Consider the following 17,312-nt stretch of genomic DNA (forward strand, 5'->3'; position numbering starts at 1 on the left):
GTAAACTAATTCAGTTATAACAAACGAAGTTGTCAACTAAAACCAGTACACATCAAACTATAGTTCCAAAGCCTTGAAACCAATGGTTCCAACGCCTTGAAACTAATGGTTCCAAGCTGCAGAAACTTTAGTTCCAAGCCGCAGAAACTAAAGTTTCAAGCTGCAGAAACTCTGGTTTCAAGGTGATGAAACTGTAGTTTCAAGCGGTGGAAACTACTGAAAGCTATATATGCTTGGGTTATAAGGTAAGGCCGACTACAAAGTATACTTGCTCTTCATAAGGATTGGCGATCACTTTTCCGAAGATCGGCAAAGAGAAAGTAGAGGTAATCTTTAGTTCTTTGGTGGCCGAAAGTCCGATGTTGACAACGTTGAATTTATCGGAATACATGCCGTCCCAAGGGGTAAAGCCTGCTTCAAGGGCAAGGTCCACCTTCTTTATACTGAACGGATAACTGAGTTCGCAGTAACTGGACCACGCACGTTTCCCGTTTTCGCGGTAATCATTCCCCGCAAATGTGGTGTACCAGCTGACTGAAAGCGGGAACTTTTCACTAATCATATATCCGGCACCGACTTCAAAAGTATGTCCGGTGGAGTGTGAACTGTAATTGAAGTACTTGAAAGGTTCTTCTTCCGTTTGCGTGAAGTAGTTGTTGGCGTATAAGGTCAGATTCCTGTATTCGTATTCCAATGACAAATCTATTTCATTATTCTTATGGCGAAATTCGGTCGAACCCCAGACGTAGGCAGTCAGTCCTTTCCAGTTGACGCCCAATGACGGTTGTACGCTGGCGTTACCGCTGTCCATACCTCTCCAAATGTAGCTGCTGACAAAATCCGCTGTTACAAAAACATCCTGTGCCTGTGCTAAAACGGAACAAAATAAGAGTGCAATCAGTAAAATTCGTTTTTTCATTTTGATGACTTTGTTGTATTCGGGCGGCAAAGATACGAATTGTTGACGAATCTGAAAGGACCCGGAAACAGAAAAAGCATTCGGACAGGTGGTTAAACGGGAAGAGTAACCACCATTTTGCAGCCGGAAGTATAGCCGGTATCTATTCTGATTTGCCCTCCGAGCCGTTGTATGATGATGCGGCAGATGTACAGGCCAAGTCCGGTGCCCGGTTTGAAGTCATCTACTTTGGTGAAACGTTCGAACACCCATTCCTGCTTGTCGGCAGGGATGCCGATGCCCGTATCGGTGACGGAGATCACCAGTTGTCCTTTTTCTTTGTCGATGTTGCAGGTCAGTGTGATTGTTCCGCTTTCTGTAAACTTGGCGGAGTTACTTAGTAAATTGCCAATCACACGGGAGAGATAAAAGGCGTTTGTCTGTGCCGTCATTCCGTCTTTATCGCCTGTGATGATACATTCGATGTTCGGCTTGGACAGAGTTTCCTTAAGTTTGGCCATTTCTTCAACACATAGTCCGTATACGTCGGTAGACTCCACAGGAAGAGGCAGTTCGGAGCTGACAAGCTGAGACAGCTCCAGCATATTGTCCATCAAAGAAGCTAACGCGGTAGAATTGCTTTGTATCAACTGCCGGAATTCTTGTCTGGTGGCCGTGTCTAAAGATTCATCGAAGATCAGTTCGGAGAATCCGGCGATTGAATTGAGCGGAGTACGTATTTCATGACAGATAGAGTTGAGGAAAGCCGTTTTCATCTTCTCGCTTTCGGTGGCTTTCATGCTTTGTTTTCTGACTTCTTCGTGCGCAGTCATTAGTGCGCAGTGCATTTTCTTCAGCCGTTTTACCATCGTTCGCTGATAGATGCTCCATCCGATTGCTGCCAGTAATAAGATAAAAGTACCGGTCAGTGCGATTTGTTTGTTTTTGTTGGCGAGTTTGCTCTTTTCCAGTTCCAGTTTGTTGACGTCGAAGCGGGTTTGCATTTCGATCATTTGTTGCTCTCTTTTTTGTGATTTATCCGACATCCGGTTCTTATTGCTTTCTTTTAAAGTCAGATATGCGTTTTTATAATCATTCAGTTTATAGTACAGACCGGCTTTCGCATTGAGTATGGGAACGAGGTTGACTGGTTGGAAATGGTCTGTTTGAGTGGCGGAATCAATGTAAGCTATCGCCTTTTTGTATTCGCCTATTGTCTGATAATATCTTGCTGTCGTCTCGTAAGTGCTTTTTACAACCTTCTTTTTATTTGCTATCTGGATATATTTCTGATAATAGTCCTTTATCTCTTCTTTCGAAATAAGATCTGCCATGAAAATAATCTGCGAATATTTAGCCATGTAGTAATGTGATTCGTCCAGAAATCTCCGGTCGAAAGTCGTATTCAGATGATTCCATTGCTTGTGTAGCTCGATCATTTTGTTCACTTCGTCTACTGCCTTTTTGTTTTCAACAGTTGTATATAAGTCTGCCAGTTCGTAGTGGCACAATATTTCGAAGTGCACCCTGTCTTGCAAAGGATAAGGGGCTAGTATCTCCAGTGCGCGCTCTACGTAAGGAATGGCTTTGGAAACTTCATTGTATGAATGTGTCAGTACCGCTGAATAATCGAGTGATACTCCGGTCAGATATTCCCATTGAATTTGTTCTTCAGGTGTCATTTGTCCGTGATTTTCCTTTTTCAGCTTGTCCAGTTCCTGTTCGATTGTTTCCAGCGAATTGTTCTTTCGCATTTCCGCCCAGATGTTGTAACAATACAAGTAATACCGGAAAAGGGTGTTGTGTTCTTCCGGCAGATATTGTCGGGCGAAGGTTATATACTTTTCTACCTTCTCTTTGTTTTTGGAAGCATATCGTTGTATCAGATTATCGAGTGCGAGCTTCATCATATATTCGTCTTTGGCTTTTGCGGCCTCGGTGAGGGCTTTGTCCCAATATTGGGAGGAAATGTTGAGGCTGTCTACGTGGATATCCGCCAGATGAATATAGATAATGGCCCGTTGCCCGGCATCCGTGTCGTTTTGCAAGAGATTCTGCAGACTGTCGACGGAAGCCGTAACGGCGGAAGCACGTGCGATAGAGGGCGCTAGCAGGATAGCTCCGATGAGAAATAAGAATTGTATTTTTCGTGTGATCAGATTCTTGGTCATATGATTAGATATTATTTGTTTTGGAATAAGGATATGTGAAAGTCAGTACGGGACCTTCCGGAGTATTCGGTTCAATCGTATATGTACCTTTGAAATATTCGATTGTCAGACGGTTGATGCTATGGCGTACTTCTGCTTTTTGTGTTTGCAAGGCCGGATCGGCTAACGGACTGTTGACTACCCGAAAGACAAATAGTTCCCGTTGCGTGTCACGTTCCAGATAGAGAGACACTTTCCTTTTCTCTTCACACGGGTCTGTGTAGATCAGTGTACTGAGAATCAATTGTGTGAATCGGGCGGTGTCTACCTGAAACGGCTGGCTTTCTATTTCCGTATGAAAGTCTGCCTGTATCTTATCTCCGCATCTCATGCGTACCATACCGAGAACGTCCGAGCACAAGGAGATGATTTCGTGCTCCTGTATCTGCCATTTCGTTCTTCCGGCCTCCAGTCTGGAGAGGTCGAGCACGTCGTTCACCAGTTGTATCAGTTCGGCGGAGTTGGTCTGGATAATCTCCGAATATTCTTTCCATTGGTCGGCATCCATGCTTTCCGGATCAGTAGTCATGAGTTGAGAAAACCCTAAGACGTTATTCAACGGGATGCGTATGTTATAGCTCATGTTAACAAGGAAGCGGCTTTTTACTTCGTTCGCTTCTTCCGCAATCTGGCTCATCTTGCGGATTTCCTCTTCTTCTTTCCTCAATTTCTTGCGTACATAATAGATACGTATGGTAGACGGAATCAGGATAAGCAGTGCGATGGCTATCAGAGTCAGTCCGGCATAATGAACCATTGCTTTGTACTGTTCTTTTTCAAGAAGCAGGTTGTCCATGTTGCGCATCTGATAGATTTCATTCGTCTGCGAGATGGATAGTGCCCGATAGAATGAGTCTTTTTTCGCCAGCAAACTTTGGAATAACGGGATTGCTTCATCCGCTTGTCCCGCCTCTGTAAGAATGCTTGCATGTTCTATTTTGTAGTTCAGCCCTTCATTGTCCGATACTTCGGACAGGAGTTCGATAGCATTTTGAGAGTATGACAGGGCCTTTTCGTATTCTTTGGTAATCCGGTAATAATGGGAATACACATTATAATATAATCCCCGGCAAGGAATGTAAGTGGTAGGAGAGAAGTATTCATCCATCTTTTTCAGATGGGGGCGGGCTTCGTCCAGTGTGCCTTCATTCAGATAATAGTCGGCATAGAGAGACTCCAATAACAGGTAGCTGTATGCTTTGGGTGTCTGCTTTGCTTCTGATAGTGTGTCCAGCACTTTCTTGTATTCCTGCAGGTACTTCAGGAAGTTTTTGTTTCTAGTGGCGGAACAAGATAAGGCTATTTCTTGGAGCACGCTTTTGCGCGATTCCAGGGAGGCGGCGGGTGGCAGAAGGCGGTAGGCTTCGAATCCGGCCTCTTCGCCTTCTTTAAAGCGGGCGGTCATCATATAAGCAGTCATCAGGCATAGTTTGGCCGATGACATTCCTTGGGGATTGTTTAACTTTTGTGCCAGTTTAAACATCTCTTCGGCTTGGGTGATGCTATATTCTATTTTATGCTTTATGATATGTATGGTTATTTCTGCTCTTTTTCCTTCGAAGTATAAGCTGTAGGAGTTGTTTTTTAAAGCAACCGGAGAGAGCTTGTCCATCCAGATGACTGTGTTTTCTTCGTCTTGGTGGTTGAAGTAATAAACGACATGGGCATACAGAGCAAGACACTGATAATACTTGTTGTCCTGTGTGGTAGCTTCCTCCAATAATTTTCCCAGATAGTAGACGCAGGAAGGTGACATCGGGTCCAGATAAGCGAGTGAATAAAGCATCTCCAGCCGGGAAGAATCGGCCGGCAAAGTGTCCAGTATCTGAAGCAGACTGTCTTTGGCAGCTTCGTTATTGCTGGAGAGAGCCTTGCCGGTTCCTCCTGCCAGTACGATCAGTATGAAGAATATCCATAACCGTTTCATGACTGTGCCTCCTTTCCTTCTTTTGTGGGGTTGATGGGATGGGTGAAATAAAATCTGCATCCGGTGGTGTAGGCAGGGTCTATCCATATGCTGCCGCCGATCCGTTCAATGATCAGTTGGCAGATAGAGAGGCCGAGTCCGGTTCCCTGTGCTCCTTCGTTCAGTTTTTCAAAGCGGTTGAAAATGGAACTTTGCTTTTCCAGTGGGATTCCGCAACCGGTGTCGGTGACGGAGAAGAGCGCAAATTCTTCCGATTCCTGACGGACTTCCAGCGTGATACTTCCCTGCGGGGTGAACTTCGTGGCGTTGATCAATAGGTTGATCAGTAACTGTTGCAGGCGTGAATCGTCAGTGTATAACTTTAGGGAAGCCAGCGATGTGTTGAAACGGAGCTCGGCTTGTGTCTGCTTTACTTTGTTGACGGTATCGATTACGTTATTGCAGATGGCGATAGCGTCACAATAGGTGAAGTTGAACTTCATGTTTCCGATCTCCAGATTGGAAAGGTCGATTACGTCATTTATTAGTTTTAGCAACAAGTCGGAGTTTTGCTGGATGATGTCGCCGCATTGGCGGCGTGTTTCGGCGTCGAGTGCCTGCTCGGTCAGCAGACTGGAGAAGCCGGAGAGGGCACTCAGCGGAGTCCGTATCTCATGGCTCATGTTGGAGAGGAAAAGACTTTTGGTCTGCATGGCATTCTCGGCGTTGAGTCGTGATTGCTCCATGCGGATTTTGGATTCCGCTATCTTCTTGTTTTGTTTTAATATGTGTATCACGAGGTAAATCATGATGCCCAGCACTATGACTCCTATTAAAATGCCGCCCATGAAAATACGGTTGAACTCGGCTTTATTCTCTACTTTCATCCGGTTTTCCTCATAAGATGCCCGAAGGCTGTTGATGCGGTGTGCATAGCTGGGAGCGACTACCGAATCGGTGACGATACTGATTTCTTCATACAGATGCGCCGCTTCTACTTTACTGCCCATTTCTATCAGTAAGTTCGCTTTGGCATAAGCTACTTGCAGGTAGATGATGGAGCGCGTCTTTTGCCGGATGCCGGTCAGAATCTCATTGTAATACTGTAATGCAAGATTGTAGTTCCCTGTTGCTTCGTTATATCGTCCTTGCATATAATTGTAGGTGGTGCGATAATAAGGTTGCCTGTCCGAAAGGTAGATTTGCTCTGCTTGCAGCAGGCAGTTGTTCGCATTGCGCAGATCGTTCTTCTGGATATAGTAAGAAACATCTGTAGCAAGTGTCAGAAATTGCAGCGTCTGATGGGTCTGTATGGATTTTGATTCGGAAAGTATCTTTCTGTATTTCTCTGCTTCCTCTGTCCTTTGAGTCAGAATAAGCACCTGTATAAGTTTCAGGATAGTCATTTCTTTATAATGGTTGTTCTCCGAAGGCGAGGCGGGATAACGGATGGCTTCCTTATAAGAATCAGTGGCTTCTTCGGGCATATTGGAGCAGAAATAGGCATCTCCGATAGCTGCGCTCGAAAGGGCTATTCCTAAATCATATCTCATCGTTTCTGCTTTTTCGTACATTTGTCGCGCTTCGTCGATTGCTTTCCCGATGTCTCCGCGCAGGGAGTAGATGTAAACCACCAGTTGCCGGATGCTGAAAGACAGTTCCATCTTGTTTTCCTTTTCCAGTATAGGGCTCAGTTGCTGTCCCCAGGCGATAACGCTGTCTATCGGCGCGATGGAATCGTACGCAATGTTGTTTTCTATCAGGCGTTTCAAATTGGACAGTCGTTCGGTATTCAGGTTTACTGAATGTGAGGGGAGAATCCGGATAAACAGACCTATAGTAAATAATATATAGATATTCCTCTTCATTAAAAGTGGTGTTTTGTTGTATGTGTTATACTAGTTGCCAAAAATAAGCAAAAATCACAAAGAAGCGGTAGGTTGGCGGTGAATATTTTTCTCTTTGTGTTAATATACGTTGCTGCTTGTTCGTTTCATTGGTTCTGTTGCCGGCCATCCGGGAGCTGAGGCTTTATTCTGTGTGGATGTATATAAAAAAATCTGTCGGGGAAGTCTCCCCGACAGATTTAACCAGTAATCTAAGTGAGTTTTTCAGAATGTGATGTCCATTTTCACTACAAAAGTACGGGGAGCGGCTACTGCCATCGGGCGGTAACTGTATTCTTTATTCAACAGGTTGTTGACCATGAATTGGAAGGCGACTTCTTTGGTCGCTTTTACCCCGAAGCGCAAGTCAACGGTGGCATAGTCTGTATTATGTTTTTTCCAGTAAGTAGCCAGTGTTTCTCCTCTCGATTTTCCGAAGAGGATCGTGCGTACATAGTCCATTAAGTCTTGTTGTTGCTTTTCACGTTCGTCCATCATGAGGTAGTCCACTGCCAGTATCTTGCTCTTCCATGCAAAGTTGGCACCCAGATTGATACGCTTCCATTGGAAATCGACTGTTGCTTTAAAGCTGTGCTTCGGGCGGTATTTCAGATATTTGCCTGTATTCGACTTCTCCTTCATCTGAAGGGCGTCGGTGTATAAATCTTCTATTTCATTGCGTTCCTTATAGTCAGCGTCGCGAGGCTCGGTATATACATATCCCAGATTATAGAATAGTTTCGTATTCTTGTTGAAGTCATAAACGCCGTTTGTCGAAATCTCCATACCGTAGATTTGCGCTTTCGATACGTTGTGGAACTGTGCTCCGATACCGAAACCTTTGCCGTCCGTCACCATCTGGATGGCATCGCTGATGCTGTTGATCATGCTGTAGTCTGCGTTATTGAACAGTCCGAACTGAAATTCAACCATGTCTCTGTACTCGGTATAGAATCCGGCTACGTCTACAAATCCTTGGAAGTTGCCGATCTTGTATCCTTGCTTGAATCCCAGTTCGGCATTGTAACCTTTCTCCGGTTTGATGTCGAGGTTCGGATAGATACCTACTCCTCCGATGTCCTTGCGGAGATATTTCTCGTTGATGGACGGGTTGCGGTAACCTTGTCCGGCGCTGGCACGGATAAAGCTGTAATCGGCTAACTGATAGTTCAGTCCGGCACGGAACACGGGGCGGAACGGAACTTTGGCTCCGAATATTTTCGTTTCTGCTTCACGGTGATGGTTGTTCACACGGTAGTATTCGGCTCGTACCCCTGCCGATACGCTCAGGCGGTCCCAGAAGCGCTGGTCGTACTGGAAGAAGGCGGCTACATTATCGCTTTTGTACACCTGATCCATGATGGAAGAATTGTAGCGGACGTGCTCGTAAGTCATTCCGGTAGTGATCTGTGCGCCGCCGTCCCATTTCTTGTTGAACTGGTAGTCAAGATAATAATTATAGTTCTTGTCCGTTTTCGTCTGAACGTTGTTTCGGGTCGGATTCATTACGTTGGACAGCCAGGGGATGAGATCACTGGGGACTTGTCCATTTTGTATGCCGTTCATCAGGTCACTTGGCAGTCCGTTGTCCATCACCCACGAGATGAGGTCACAATAATCGGCGGTAGTGGCGTTGGGGAAGATGTTGCCCAAGGAAGTGAATACCCCGTTCATGGCATCTTCCAGATTATTGTTGATCAGACCGGAGCCGATGCCGACCAATGCCGGGTAGAGCGAACTGTAATCGCCGCCTGCTATATTCTGTATAGTCTGGGCATTCGTTCCCATATTTCCAAGGATGTCGGTGATGGAGTTTCCCTGACTGGGTTTGACTATGTTGTCGGCACTATGATAGAAACGTCCTTTGATCTTGTGTGACGTTCCGTTTTCCGGATTCACGTAGTTGATGAACGGGTCGATGTGGAAGTTGTTTTCTTCGCGTCCCATGTTGGTGAAAGGAGAAGGTTTGTAAACTTCTGTTGGTGATCTCCAGATGAAGAAATCTCCGTACTGATTGGAAAGAAAATCAACATTCAGACCATAGTTCAATATCTTCATACCCATGTCCGGTTGATGATAAGTCAGGTTGCCGCCCATGCGGAAACGTTTGTTATATCCTTGTTGACGGTATCCCTCATCGGTAAAGAGGTTAATGCTTCCGCTGACGTCAAAGTTGCCGATACGGCGGGAGTGGGAGAGATCGAAGCCTTCATAAATAGGGTTTCGTATGCCGCTGAGAAGGTTTCCGCGCAGGATGGGTTTGACGGAATACTTGTCGTCTTTCCAGAAACTCTTGTCGCTCCATTGGTATTCATCGTTTTCGGCATCACCATATATACCGATATAGGCGCTGAAGCGGGTTTTCGGTGTTAATCCCGGACGGGCGGTACGGATATTGATAATACCGTTGAGAGCAGACGAACCGTACAAAACGGATGAGGCTCCTTTGATTACTTCTATCTGTTCGATGTTTTCTAGAGGTACGGTGTTCCAGTTGATTTCTCCGGTTTTTGGATTTAGGGTGCTCATTCCGTCTACCAGAATCTGGCTGCGGGCACCTACTCCGTAGGTCCATCCGCTGCCGCCACGCATGGAAGGCTGTTTGTCCACAATGTCCACGCCGGGCAGCGTGCGGAGAGTAGAAGTGATATCCGTCGGTGCCTGACGGGCGATATCGCCTGCTTTCACCAAGTCCATGGATACGGTGACATTACTGAGCTTTTGCTCAAAGCGTCCGGCGCTTACCACTACCTCTTCCAGCAGCTTGGTACTTTCTTTCATGTACACGTCTTTAGTGATCACTTCACGTTTGCCGATAACAATGGGCATCAGAACGTCTTCGTAACCGATATAGCTGAACACAAGGTCGACACCTCCCTCCGGAAGTTTGATTTCATACGCTCCGTTTATATCGGACACGGTTCCCTGATTGCCGTGCAATTTATACGTTACTGCGGCGCCAACCAAAGGTTCATTGGTATTGGCGTCATATATATGCCCTTTCAATGTCTGGGCAAAACTATTCCCGAATCCGGCAAGGCAGATGAATAATGTCAGAATATATAGTTTCTTCATTGTTTCTGTAATTTATGTTTTTTCTTCTGGTGGAAAGTCTCATTCATTTTTGTCGGTCAGGTCGAGTCCCAAGTCCAGTTGGGTGATGATAGACCAGTTGTCATACAGTGGACCTAAATAGGAATTGTACAACATCGGACCGAAGTTAGGAATACCTTCCATCACTGGCTGAAGATGGGGGATGAAGGCTATGAGAGGACTCAGCGCTTCCCTGTTCAGATAGATATGCGTATGTCCGTTCTCCTTTTCTATCTGCATGGGGATACCTTCCTTTATCCATGAGAAGAACATCTGAAAACTTTGGTGATCCATATTGGCGATCATAGATAATAAAGAGTTGTCCAATGATTCGCTCACAACTCCCAGTAGAGTCTTCAGTAAGAAAGGATTGGATTTCAGGATAGCATCTGCAATGCCTGCTATCAGATGAGCATCGACCGTCTGTCCCTGCCCTTGCATGGCCAAGCTGATAATGCTTGGAAGGTTCAGTTTGACATAGAGAAGGTCATTTTTCAGATACCAGAAAGCCAGTCCCCGGGGAGAATCTGCATAATTGCGTCCTTGGGTTGCGGCAGTAATATCATCGGCAGACAATGTATTGAACATTAACTTCATCATAATGAAATTAATGACTTGTTGCTGGGATGCGGGATTATCCATGTCGATTTCGCTGAACTTCTGTTCCCCCAATTGCAGTTCGTCCGATGTATATTCGGCCGTAATGTTTCCGTCGGATTCCAGAGTGACACTTTTGAGTAATTGCGGCAGGAGGTATCCTCCCATGCCTTTTATAATAACGGATACGGTTGCGTACAAACTTCCCGCCTCCTTTACCATCTCTAAATCCATGTCGGTATAAAGGGCTGCTGTCAGTATCTGATTGTCCGACTCTCCCCATTCATATTCGCCGGTCGTCTGATTGCGTATGACATCTTTTCCTCTGCCGCGTGTCAGTTCGCTCATCTGATAAGTTTTTATCCATTGATTTTGCGGCATCGTTACATTCAAGTCCAGTTTCATCGTCTTCGGAGTAATGGAGCCGGCGTATTTCACGGTTGCTCCTGCGCCCGAAACTGTTTCTCCGCTGAACGTATAGTTGTCTTCCTGCTCTGATAAGTTTATCCGGAATGATGTCTCTTTTTCTCCCGGAATGATATCGTTTAATGTCAATGTTCCTTTTTTACTGTCTTCTGTCTGAAAGCTGACGGTTTTTCCGATTAACTTTTCTCCGCTGTAGGTCAGATCCAGAGTGGATGGTTTGATATACGAGCCATATTCCTGACTGAGTTCGCCTGGCCAGAACAGCTTGTCATTGTAGGTTTCTTCGCAAGATGTAAGGAAGAATGTTGTACAAGCTACATAAAATAGTTTTCGTAATGTTTTCATTCTCTTTTTTGTTTTTATTTCAACGTATTTATTAAAACATTGCAAATGTCGGTTAATATTGTTTCTACATCAAGCTCTATTCTTGGTATTCGATGTTCTATTTTAACTATTTTATATGCACGTGTATTTGAATAGATAACTGTAATGTTCTCTTTTAAATAATAGATGTTCTGTTTTTCATATTTTAATAAAGAACTTGGAGGAAATTCGAATGGAAAAAGATATCTTTGTGGAACTAAATTTCTTAATTATGATCATAGATGATGCTCTTCCCAAGTTTGACCTTCCGGTCGATTTTGTTACAGATGACAGCATAACCGGTGATATTCTGAATCAATACGGTCGTTTTCCCTGCCATATAAAGGCGGGAGTCTTTGTTCTTTGCACGCGGGGAACTGTACGTGCCACTATCAACCTGTCCGAGTATACCATTACCCATAATGACTTTGTGACTGTCCTCCCCGGATCATTCATACAGATTCACGAAGTATCTTCGGATACCCGTGTCTGCTTTGCGGGCTTTTCTTCGGAATTTATCTCCCGTGTAAGTTATGTAGAGACCTATCTGGATTTTCTCCCTATGATTTTGGACAATCCTATTATGGCATTACAGGAAGAGGTAGCGCAATTATACCGAAACGCTTTCAGCCTGCTTATCCGTGCCTATTCTTTACCGAACACACTGGATAACAAAGAAATATTAATGTCTATTTTTACTATATTCTTTCAGGGGGTGGGTGAGTTGTATAAACGCTGTAAGCCGACTACTAACGAACCTATCAAGCGGGAACATGAACTTTATCGCCAGTTTATCCAGTTGCTGATGACTCACTATACACAGGAACACGAAGTTTCTTTTTATGCGAAGAAGTGCGGAGTAACTCCGGCTCATTTTTCCGGTGCCATCCGTAAAGCCAGCGGGCATAGTCCACTGGCGATTATCACGGGAATTATTATCATGAATGCCAAGGCACAATTGAAGTCAACCCGATTGCCGGTGAAGGAAATTGCTTTTTCATTAGGATTTAATAATCTTTCCTTTTTTAATAAATATTTCCGTAAACATGTGAAAATGACTCCACAGGAATACAGGGAATGCTGAATGTTAACGATCGGATACATTTTTCGTTCATACGCAGTTTTCTTTCTGTGGAAAATAAAGGCAGTTTACCGATAAGAATACCCGATTCATTGATTTTTTTTCTTATTCTTCTCTTTCCGGCATATATTTGTAATTGCGCAATTATAATATGATAATAAAGGGAAATTATGAAAAAGAATGTACTATTTTTAATGTTGTCCTCCTTGCTGTTGTTGTCGGTAAGCTGTACGACGGATTCGACTGAGTTTGACGAGGGGAAATGGGGAGGCGGTTCGGATGAAGAAGGAGGCAGCCAGCCCAATCCTACTGTTCCTGAAGAATCGGATGATTTGCTGAATTTTACGATTGCTTTCGATGAAAGTGATCGGACAACTTACGGCAGTATGTCAGAGACTGTGGTGACGGATGAAAATGATGCGAATTATGATGATTTTATAGAAAACTCATCATTCACTTCTGTAGTTACTGTCAGTTATGACGGGGCCACGGCTACTGTCAGCAATGAAGTTGATGGGGTAAGTGTTTCGCAGAACGGAGCGCATATAGTAGTGAACTCTACGGTCAAGGGAATAGAGTATGTCTTGAAAGGTGCTACGACAGACGGTTCGTTTAAGGTATATAGTGAAAAGAAGTTCAAACTGTCATTGAGTGGAACGTCTATTCATAATCCTGTGGGTGCTGCCATTAATATTCAGTCATCGAAACGGGTATTTGTTGTCTGCGCGGAGGGTACGACCAATACACTGACCGACGGAACATCTTATACACTGACTGACGGAGAAGATATGAAGTCCTGTTTCTTTAGTGAAGGACAGCTGATATTCAGTGGAAGCGGTTCGCTGTCGGTAACCGGAAATTATAAACATGCGATAGTCAGTGACGAATACATACGTCTGCGTAGCGGATGCAATATCTCGGTACCTTCGGCAGTGAAAGATGGAATCCATACCAATGATGCCGTTATCATCGGCGGCGGAGTGTTGAATATCTCTTCTACGGAAGACGCCATCCAATGTGAAGACGGAGGAATCACGATGACAGGTGGTTTTGTCAAAGTTGCCACTACGGCTGATAAAGCGCATGGTTTTAAATCGGAGTTAGATGTGATAATCAGCGGAGGCGCTCTTCAGGCGGAAGTTACGGGAGCCGGTTCCAAAGGAATTTCGTGCAATGGAAACCTGACGGTTTCCGGAGGAAAGATAACCGCATTCACTTCTCAGAAACCTCTTTATGAAGATGATGATCTGAGTTCGTGTGCAGGAATCAAGTGTGATGGAGATATAGTAATTGAAGGAGGCGAAATAGCTCTTCAAAGTACGGGAGCTGCGGGCAAAGGTATGAATTGCGACGGTTCTATTACTATCCATGACGGTACGGTAAAAGTGATCACTACCGGTACACAGTATGTATACGGCAAGCTCGATTCATCAGCTAAAGCAATGAAAGCGGAAGGCGCATTGACCATCAACGGAGGAACGGTGCTGGTAAGAGCCACGGGAGGAGAGGGCAGCGAAGGTATTGAGAGTAAAAGTGTGCTGACCGTTAATGATGGTATGATTGCCGCTCTCTGTTACGACGATTGTATGAATGCGAGTAACAGTATTGTGATCAATGGCGGAAGTATTTATTGCTACAGTTCCGGCAATGACGGCATCGATTCCAATGGTACGCTGACCATTACCGGCGGAGTTGTGATCGCTTCAGGAACTACTTCGCCCGAAGACGGTTTCGATTGTGATCAGAATACGTTTAAAATTACCGGAGGAATTGTACTCGGCATAGGCGGGGGGACGAGTACTCCTACTTCAAGTGTGTGTACACAGCGCAGCGTTATTTATGGCGGTTCGGGATCGAACGGAGAAATTCTGAATATCCAGTCTGCGGATGGTACCAATGTTCTGACATATCAGATTCCCCGCAATTATTCCCAGATGACGTTGTTGTTCAGTAGCCCGAACCTGGCTTCGGGAGGCAGCTATACGATCTCCAAAGGCGGTTCTGTTTCGGGAGGCAGTGAGTTCTTCGGACTTTATACGGGAAGTTCTTATTCCGGTGGCACGCAGGCGGCTACCTTTACAGCCGGTTCAATGGTGACGCAGGTAGGAAATGTGAACTCCAATCCGGGTGGTGGTCAGCCCGGTGGAGGAGGACGCCCCGGAGGATGGTAAAATAGCAGTTTACCGTTGAAATAAGTCCTTTGGTCGATTATTTTTGTGGAGAAGAAGTAACGGTTCTATCTTTGTATCAGTAATTTGGAACAATGAAGCATGGAAAGACTGCGTAAACAACAATTGCTGGAGCAGAGCATTTATGGGGCTATCTGGACAGTTATTTTTCTTCTCCCACTGATAGGCGGATACTTTGCCGTCAGTGGTGGACTCGAAAAAGAAGAAATCCGTGTAATTGTTCATGATTCATGGTTGAGCATCCTTCCTTTTTTCGTCTTGTTTTTGTTGAATAATTATGGATTAGTTCCATATTTCCTGTTTAAGAAAAAGTACTGGCAATATATTATTTCTTTGGCTTTTCTAATCTCTACTGCTTGTTGGGTTATTCCCGGTCCCTCTATGCAGCGTTTTCCAAAGGAATTCAGATATGGCGATCTACGCAAGGGTAAAGGAAAAAGTCAGAGAGACCTGATTATTAAGATGAGAGAGAAGGCTCGACAGGAAGAGTCTGTTCATTGGGAAGCGCCTCAGGCAAACGATCCGGTTTTGGAAAAACCGCAACGACCGGGCGGCTTCCCTAAACCGACTCCTTATCCCATTCCTCCCTTCACCATCCGTTACCTTATTCATTGTGTAATTGCCTTTTTGATGGTAGGATTTAATATTGCCGTCAAACTGTTTTTTAAATCCTTTCGTGATGAAGAAATGCTGAAAGAACTGGAGCATCAGCGTTTACAGTCGGAATTGCAGTATCTGAAGTATCAGATAAACCCGCATTTCTTTATGAATACGCTGAATAATATTCACGCTTTGGTCGATATCGATACGGGGAAGGCAAAGAGTACGATTGTGGAACTTTCTAAGCTCATGCGCTATGTGCTTTATGAGGCCAGTAATAAAACCATTCTGCTTTCGCGCGAGGTTCAGTTTTTGGAGAATTATGTTACTTTGATGAGTTTGCGCTATCCTGAGAAAGTTTCTATTGAAAAGAATTTCCCTCTCGAAGTGCCCGAAGTTCAAATTCCTCCTTTACTTTTTATTTCTTTTGTGGAGAATGCTTTTAAACATGGAGTGAGCTACAGGAAAGAGTCATTTGTTCATGTTGTGATGCAACTGGAAGAAGGAAACCGCCTTGCTTTCAGATGTACCAATAGCACGGGGACTTCGTCTGACGAGCAACATCACGGCATCGGTCTGGAGAATATACGCAAACGGTTGCGGTTGTTGTTTGGTAATGATTACACTCTCTCCATTACTGAGGAAGATGATAAATTTGATGTCTTACTTATTATACCTTTATTATAATGAAATGTATAGCGATTGATGATGAACCTTTGGCATTGAAGCAATTGACGGATTATATATCCCGTGTTCCTTTTCTATCTTTAGTCAAGTCCTGTCAGGATGCTTTTGAGGCGATGAAGGTATTGGCAGACGAAGAGATTGACCTGATATTTGTGGATATCAATATGCCCGATTTGAATGGACTGGATTTTATCCGCTCTTTAATCAGCCGTCCGATGGTGGTCTTTACTACAGCTTATTCTGAATATGCGGTAGACGGTTTCAAACTGGATGCTGTCGATTATTTATTGAAGCCGTTTGAATTTCAGGATTTGCTGAAAGCGGCGGATAAGGCACGAAAACAGTACGAATACCGAATGTTGGAACAGCAGGGAGAACTGGGAAATAGTTCGCAGATTAAAGGAGATTCCTTGTTTGTAAAGAGTGACTACAAAGTGGTGCGCATTGATGTGAAAAATATCCGGTATATTGAAGGGATGAGCGAATACGTGCGTATCTTTATAGAAGGAGAGGATAAACCGGTCATAACCCTTGCCAGCCTTCAAAAAATGGAGGAACGGCTTCCAACGTATTTTATGCGGGTACATCGTTCTTACATTGTCAATCTGCGTAAGATAACCGAAGTTTCCCGGCTTCGTATTATCTTTGATAGAAATACATATATTCCTGTTGGTGATAATTATAAGGAGAGATTTGCGGAGCATATCAGTAAGCTGAGTTTCTCTTAGAATGTTTTTTATAATTACATTTTGTTACGTCTTATAATTGAATGATATTATGCTTGTTTTGAAAAAAATGAATATTCACATTCTCTTTACACATTGGTTTTTATCTGATTTCCCATTTCTCACCGAGGAACACCCTCTTGGTTTTAAAGAAACAGGTCGTTGGTTTTAAAGGAACGGCCCGTTGGTTTTAAACCCAAAATAGGTATTTATAACCATTTGATATTCAATTTCTTATAAAAGTAAGCGTCTATTTTATAAATATCTGTGATTTTTATTGACAGATAATGCAGACTTCATGATCTAAACGATTTTTATGTGTATGAAATATGTTTATATTTTGATTAAGATGTCTAGTTCTGTACAGCATTGAACAAATTTATCCCTATCTTTGTCTTCTTAATATTTAGAGAATAGAAAAACAAAGAATACTGGAGAAAGTAGTGGGTAAGGGAACGACTTTCTCCCTGAACGTATCTTTGAGTATTATTTAAATCAGTAGAAAATGGGGAATTTAATTTCGTTTATGAAGGAAGTAGCCGATGGGCTGCGGGAAAGTGGGAATTATGGGACCGCCCATATTTACAGGAGTAGCCTGAGTGCAATCCTTGCCTTTCATGGAAGTGATAAGCTTCCTTTCCGGAAAGTAAG

Annotated in this window: 10 protein-coding genes and 1 pseudogene; 5 read left to right on the top strand and 6 right to left on the bottom strand. The window is 44.0% G+C overall.

All coding sequences use genetic code 11. The features are described 5' to 3' along the window. Positions 1 to 238: 238 nt before the first annotated feature. The 6 genes from KTR07_RS26470 to KTR07_RS26495 form a co-directional block, all read right to left on the bottom strand. Entirely contained in the window at positions 239 to 919 is a 681-nt protein-coding gene (locus tag KTR07_RS26470; RefSeq protein WP_011107993.1) for a hypothetical protein, read from the bottom strand. A gap of 92 nt (positions 920 to 1,011) precedes the next feature. Continuing rightward, positions 1,012 to 3,069 carry a HAMP domain-containing sensor histidine kinase gene (locus tag KTR07_RS26475; RefSeq protein WP_011107992.1) on the bottom strand — a complete coding sequence of 686 codons (2,058 nt, stop codon included), beginning with the start codon at positions 3,067 to 3,069 and terminating at the stop codon, positions 1,012 to 1,014. Positions 3,070 to 3,073: 4 nt separating this feature from the next. Beyond that, positions 3,074 to 5,035: a HAMP domain-containing sensor histidine kinase gene (locus tag KTR07_RS26480; RefSeq protein WP_011107991.1), complete on the bottom strand. Its 1,962-nt coding sequence runs from the start codon at positions 5,033 to 5,035 to the stop codon at positions 3,074 to 3,076. Further along, entirely contained in the window at positions 5,032 to 6,882 is a 1,851-nt protein-coding gene (locus KTR07_RS26485) for an ATP-binding protein (RefSeq protein ID WP_008767749.1), read from the bottom strand. The genes KTR07_RS26480 and KTR07_RS26485 overlap by 4 nt, the downstream gene beginning before the upstream one ends. A 243-nt stretch (positions 6,883 to 7,125) precedes the next feature. Beyond that, on the bottom strand, positions 7,126 to 9,975 hold the full coding sequence (locus KTR07_RS26490) for a TonB-dependent receptor (protein WP_011107990.1): 2,850 nt from the start codon (positions 9,973 to 9,975) through the stop codon (positions 7,126 to 7,128). A 39-nt stretch (positions 9,976 to 10,014) separates the two neighbouring features. Beyond that, positions 10,015 to 11,361 (bottom strand): DUF4925 domain-containing protein, encoded by a 1,347-nt coding sequence (locus tag KTR07_RS26495; RefSeq protein ID WP_011107989.1) that lies wholly within the window; start codon positions 11,359 to 11,361, stop codon positions 10,015 to 10,017. Between the two features lie 250 nt (positions 11,362 to 11,611). On the opposite strand from KTR07_RS26495, the gene KTR07_RS26500 reads away from it, so the two are divergent. The 5 genes and pseudogenes from KTR07_RS26500 to KTR07_RS28565 all read left to right on the top strand — a co-directional run. Then, complete coding sequence (locus tag KTR07_RS26500) at positions 11,612 to 12,463, top strand: AraC family transcriptional regulator (protein ID WP_022470046.1); 852 nt, start codon at positions 11,612 to 11,614, stop codon at positions 12,461 to 12,463. 167 nt (positions 12,464 to 12,630) lie between these two features. Continuing rightward, positions 12,631 to 14,631 carry a carbohydrate-binding domain-containing protein gene (locus tag KTR07_RS26505; protein ID WP_011107987.1) on the top strand — a complete coding sequence of 667 codons (2,001 nt, stop codon included), beginning with the start codon at positions 12,631 to 12,633 and terminating at the stop codon, positions 14,629 to 14,631. Between the two features lie 99 nt (positions 14,632 to 14,730). Further along, entirely contained in the window at positions 14,731 to 15,936 is a 1,206-nt protein-coding gene (locus tag KTR07_RS26510) for a sensor histidine kinase (protein WP_011107986.1), read from the top strand. Beyond that, positions 15,936 to 16,664: a LytTR family DNA-binding domain-containing protein gene (locus tag KTR07_RS26515; RefSeq protein ID WP_011107985.1), complete on the top strand. Its 729-nt coding sequence runs from the start codon at positions 15,936 to 15,938 to the stop codon at positions 16,662 to 16,664. The genes KTR07_RS26510 and KTR07_RS26515 overlap by 1 nt, the downstream gene beginning before the upstream one ends. Before the next feature lie 502 nt (positions 16,665 to 17,166). Next, positions 17,167 to 17,312, top strand: a pseudogene (locus KTR07_RS28565) (phage integrase SAM-like domain-containing protein); the annotation flags it as partial.

It is taken from the genome of Bacteroides sp. MSK.20.82, from assembly GCF_019052485.1.
GTDB classification, from domain to species: domain Bacteria; phylum Bacteroidota; class Bacteroidia; order Bacteroidales; family Bacteroidaceae; genus Bacteroides; species Bacteroides thetaiotaomicron.

Coding starts and splice junctions, on each gene's coding strand:
- KTR07_RS26485 (WP_008767749.1), bottom strand. CDS start 6,882: ATGAAGAGGAATATCTATATATTATTTACTATAGGTCTGTTTATCCGG.
- KTR07_RS26490 (WP_011107990.1), bottom strand. CDS start 9,975: ATGAAGAAACTATATATTCTGACATTATTCATCTGCCTTGCCGGATTC.
- KTR07_RS26475 (WP_011107992.1), bottom strand. CDS start 3,069: ATGACCAAGAATCTGATCACACGAAAAATACAATTCTTATTTCTCATC.
- KTR07_RS26470 (WP_011107993.1), bottom strand. CDS start 919: ATGAAAAAACGAATTTTACTGATTGCACTCTTATTTTGTTCCGTTTTA.
- KTR07_RS26505 (WP_011107987.1), top strand. CDS start 12,631: ATGAAAAAGAATGTACTATTTTTAATGTTGTCCTCCTTGCTGTTGTTG.
- KTR07_RS26515 (WP_011107985.1), top strand. CDS start 15,936: ATGAAATGTATAGCGATTGATGATGAACCTTTGGCATTGAAGCAATTG.
- KTR07_RS26500 (WP_022470046.1), top strand. CDS start 11,612: ATGATCATAGATGATGCTCTTCCCAAGTTTGACCTTCCGGTCGATTTT.
- KTR07_RS26480 (WP_011107991.1), bottom strand. CDS start 5,035: ATGAAACGGTTATGGATATTCTTCATACTGATCGTACTGGCAGGAGGA.
- KTR07_RS26495 (WP_011107989.1), bottom strand. CDS start 11,361: ATGAAAACATTACGAAAACTATTTTATGTAGCTTGTACAACATTCTTC.
- KTR07_RS26510 (WP_011107986.1), top strand. CDS start 14,731: ATGGAAAGACTGCGTAAACAACAATTGCTGGAGCAGAGCATTTATGGG.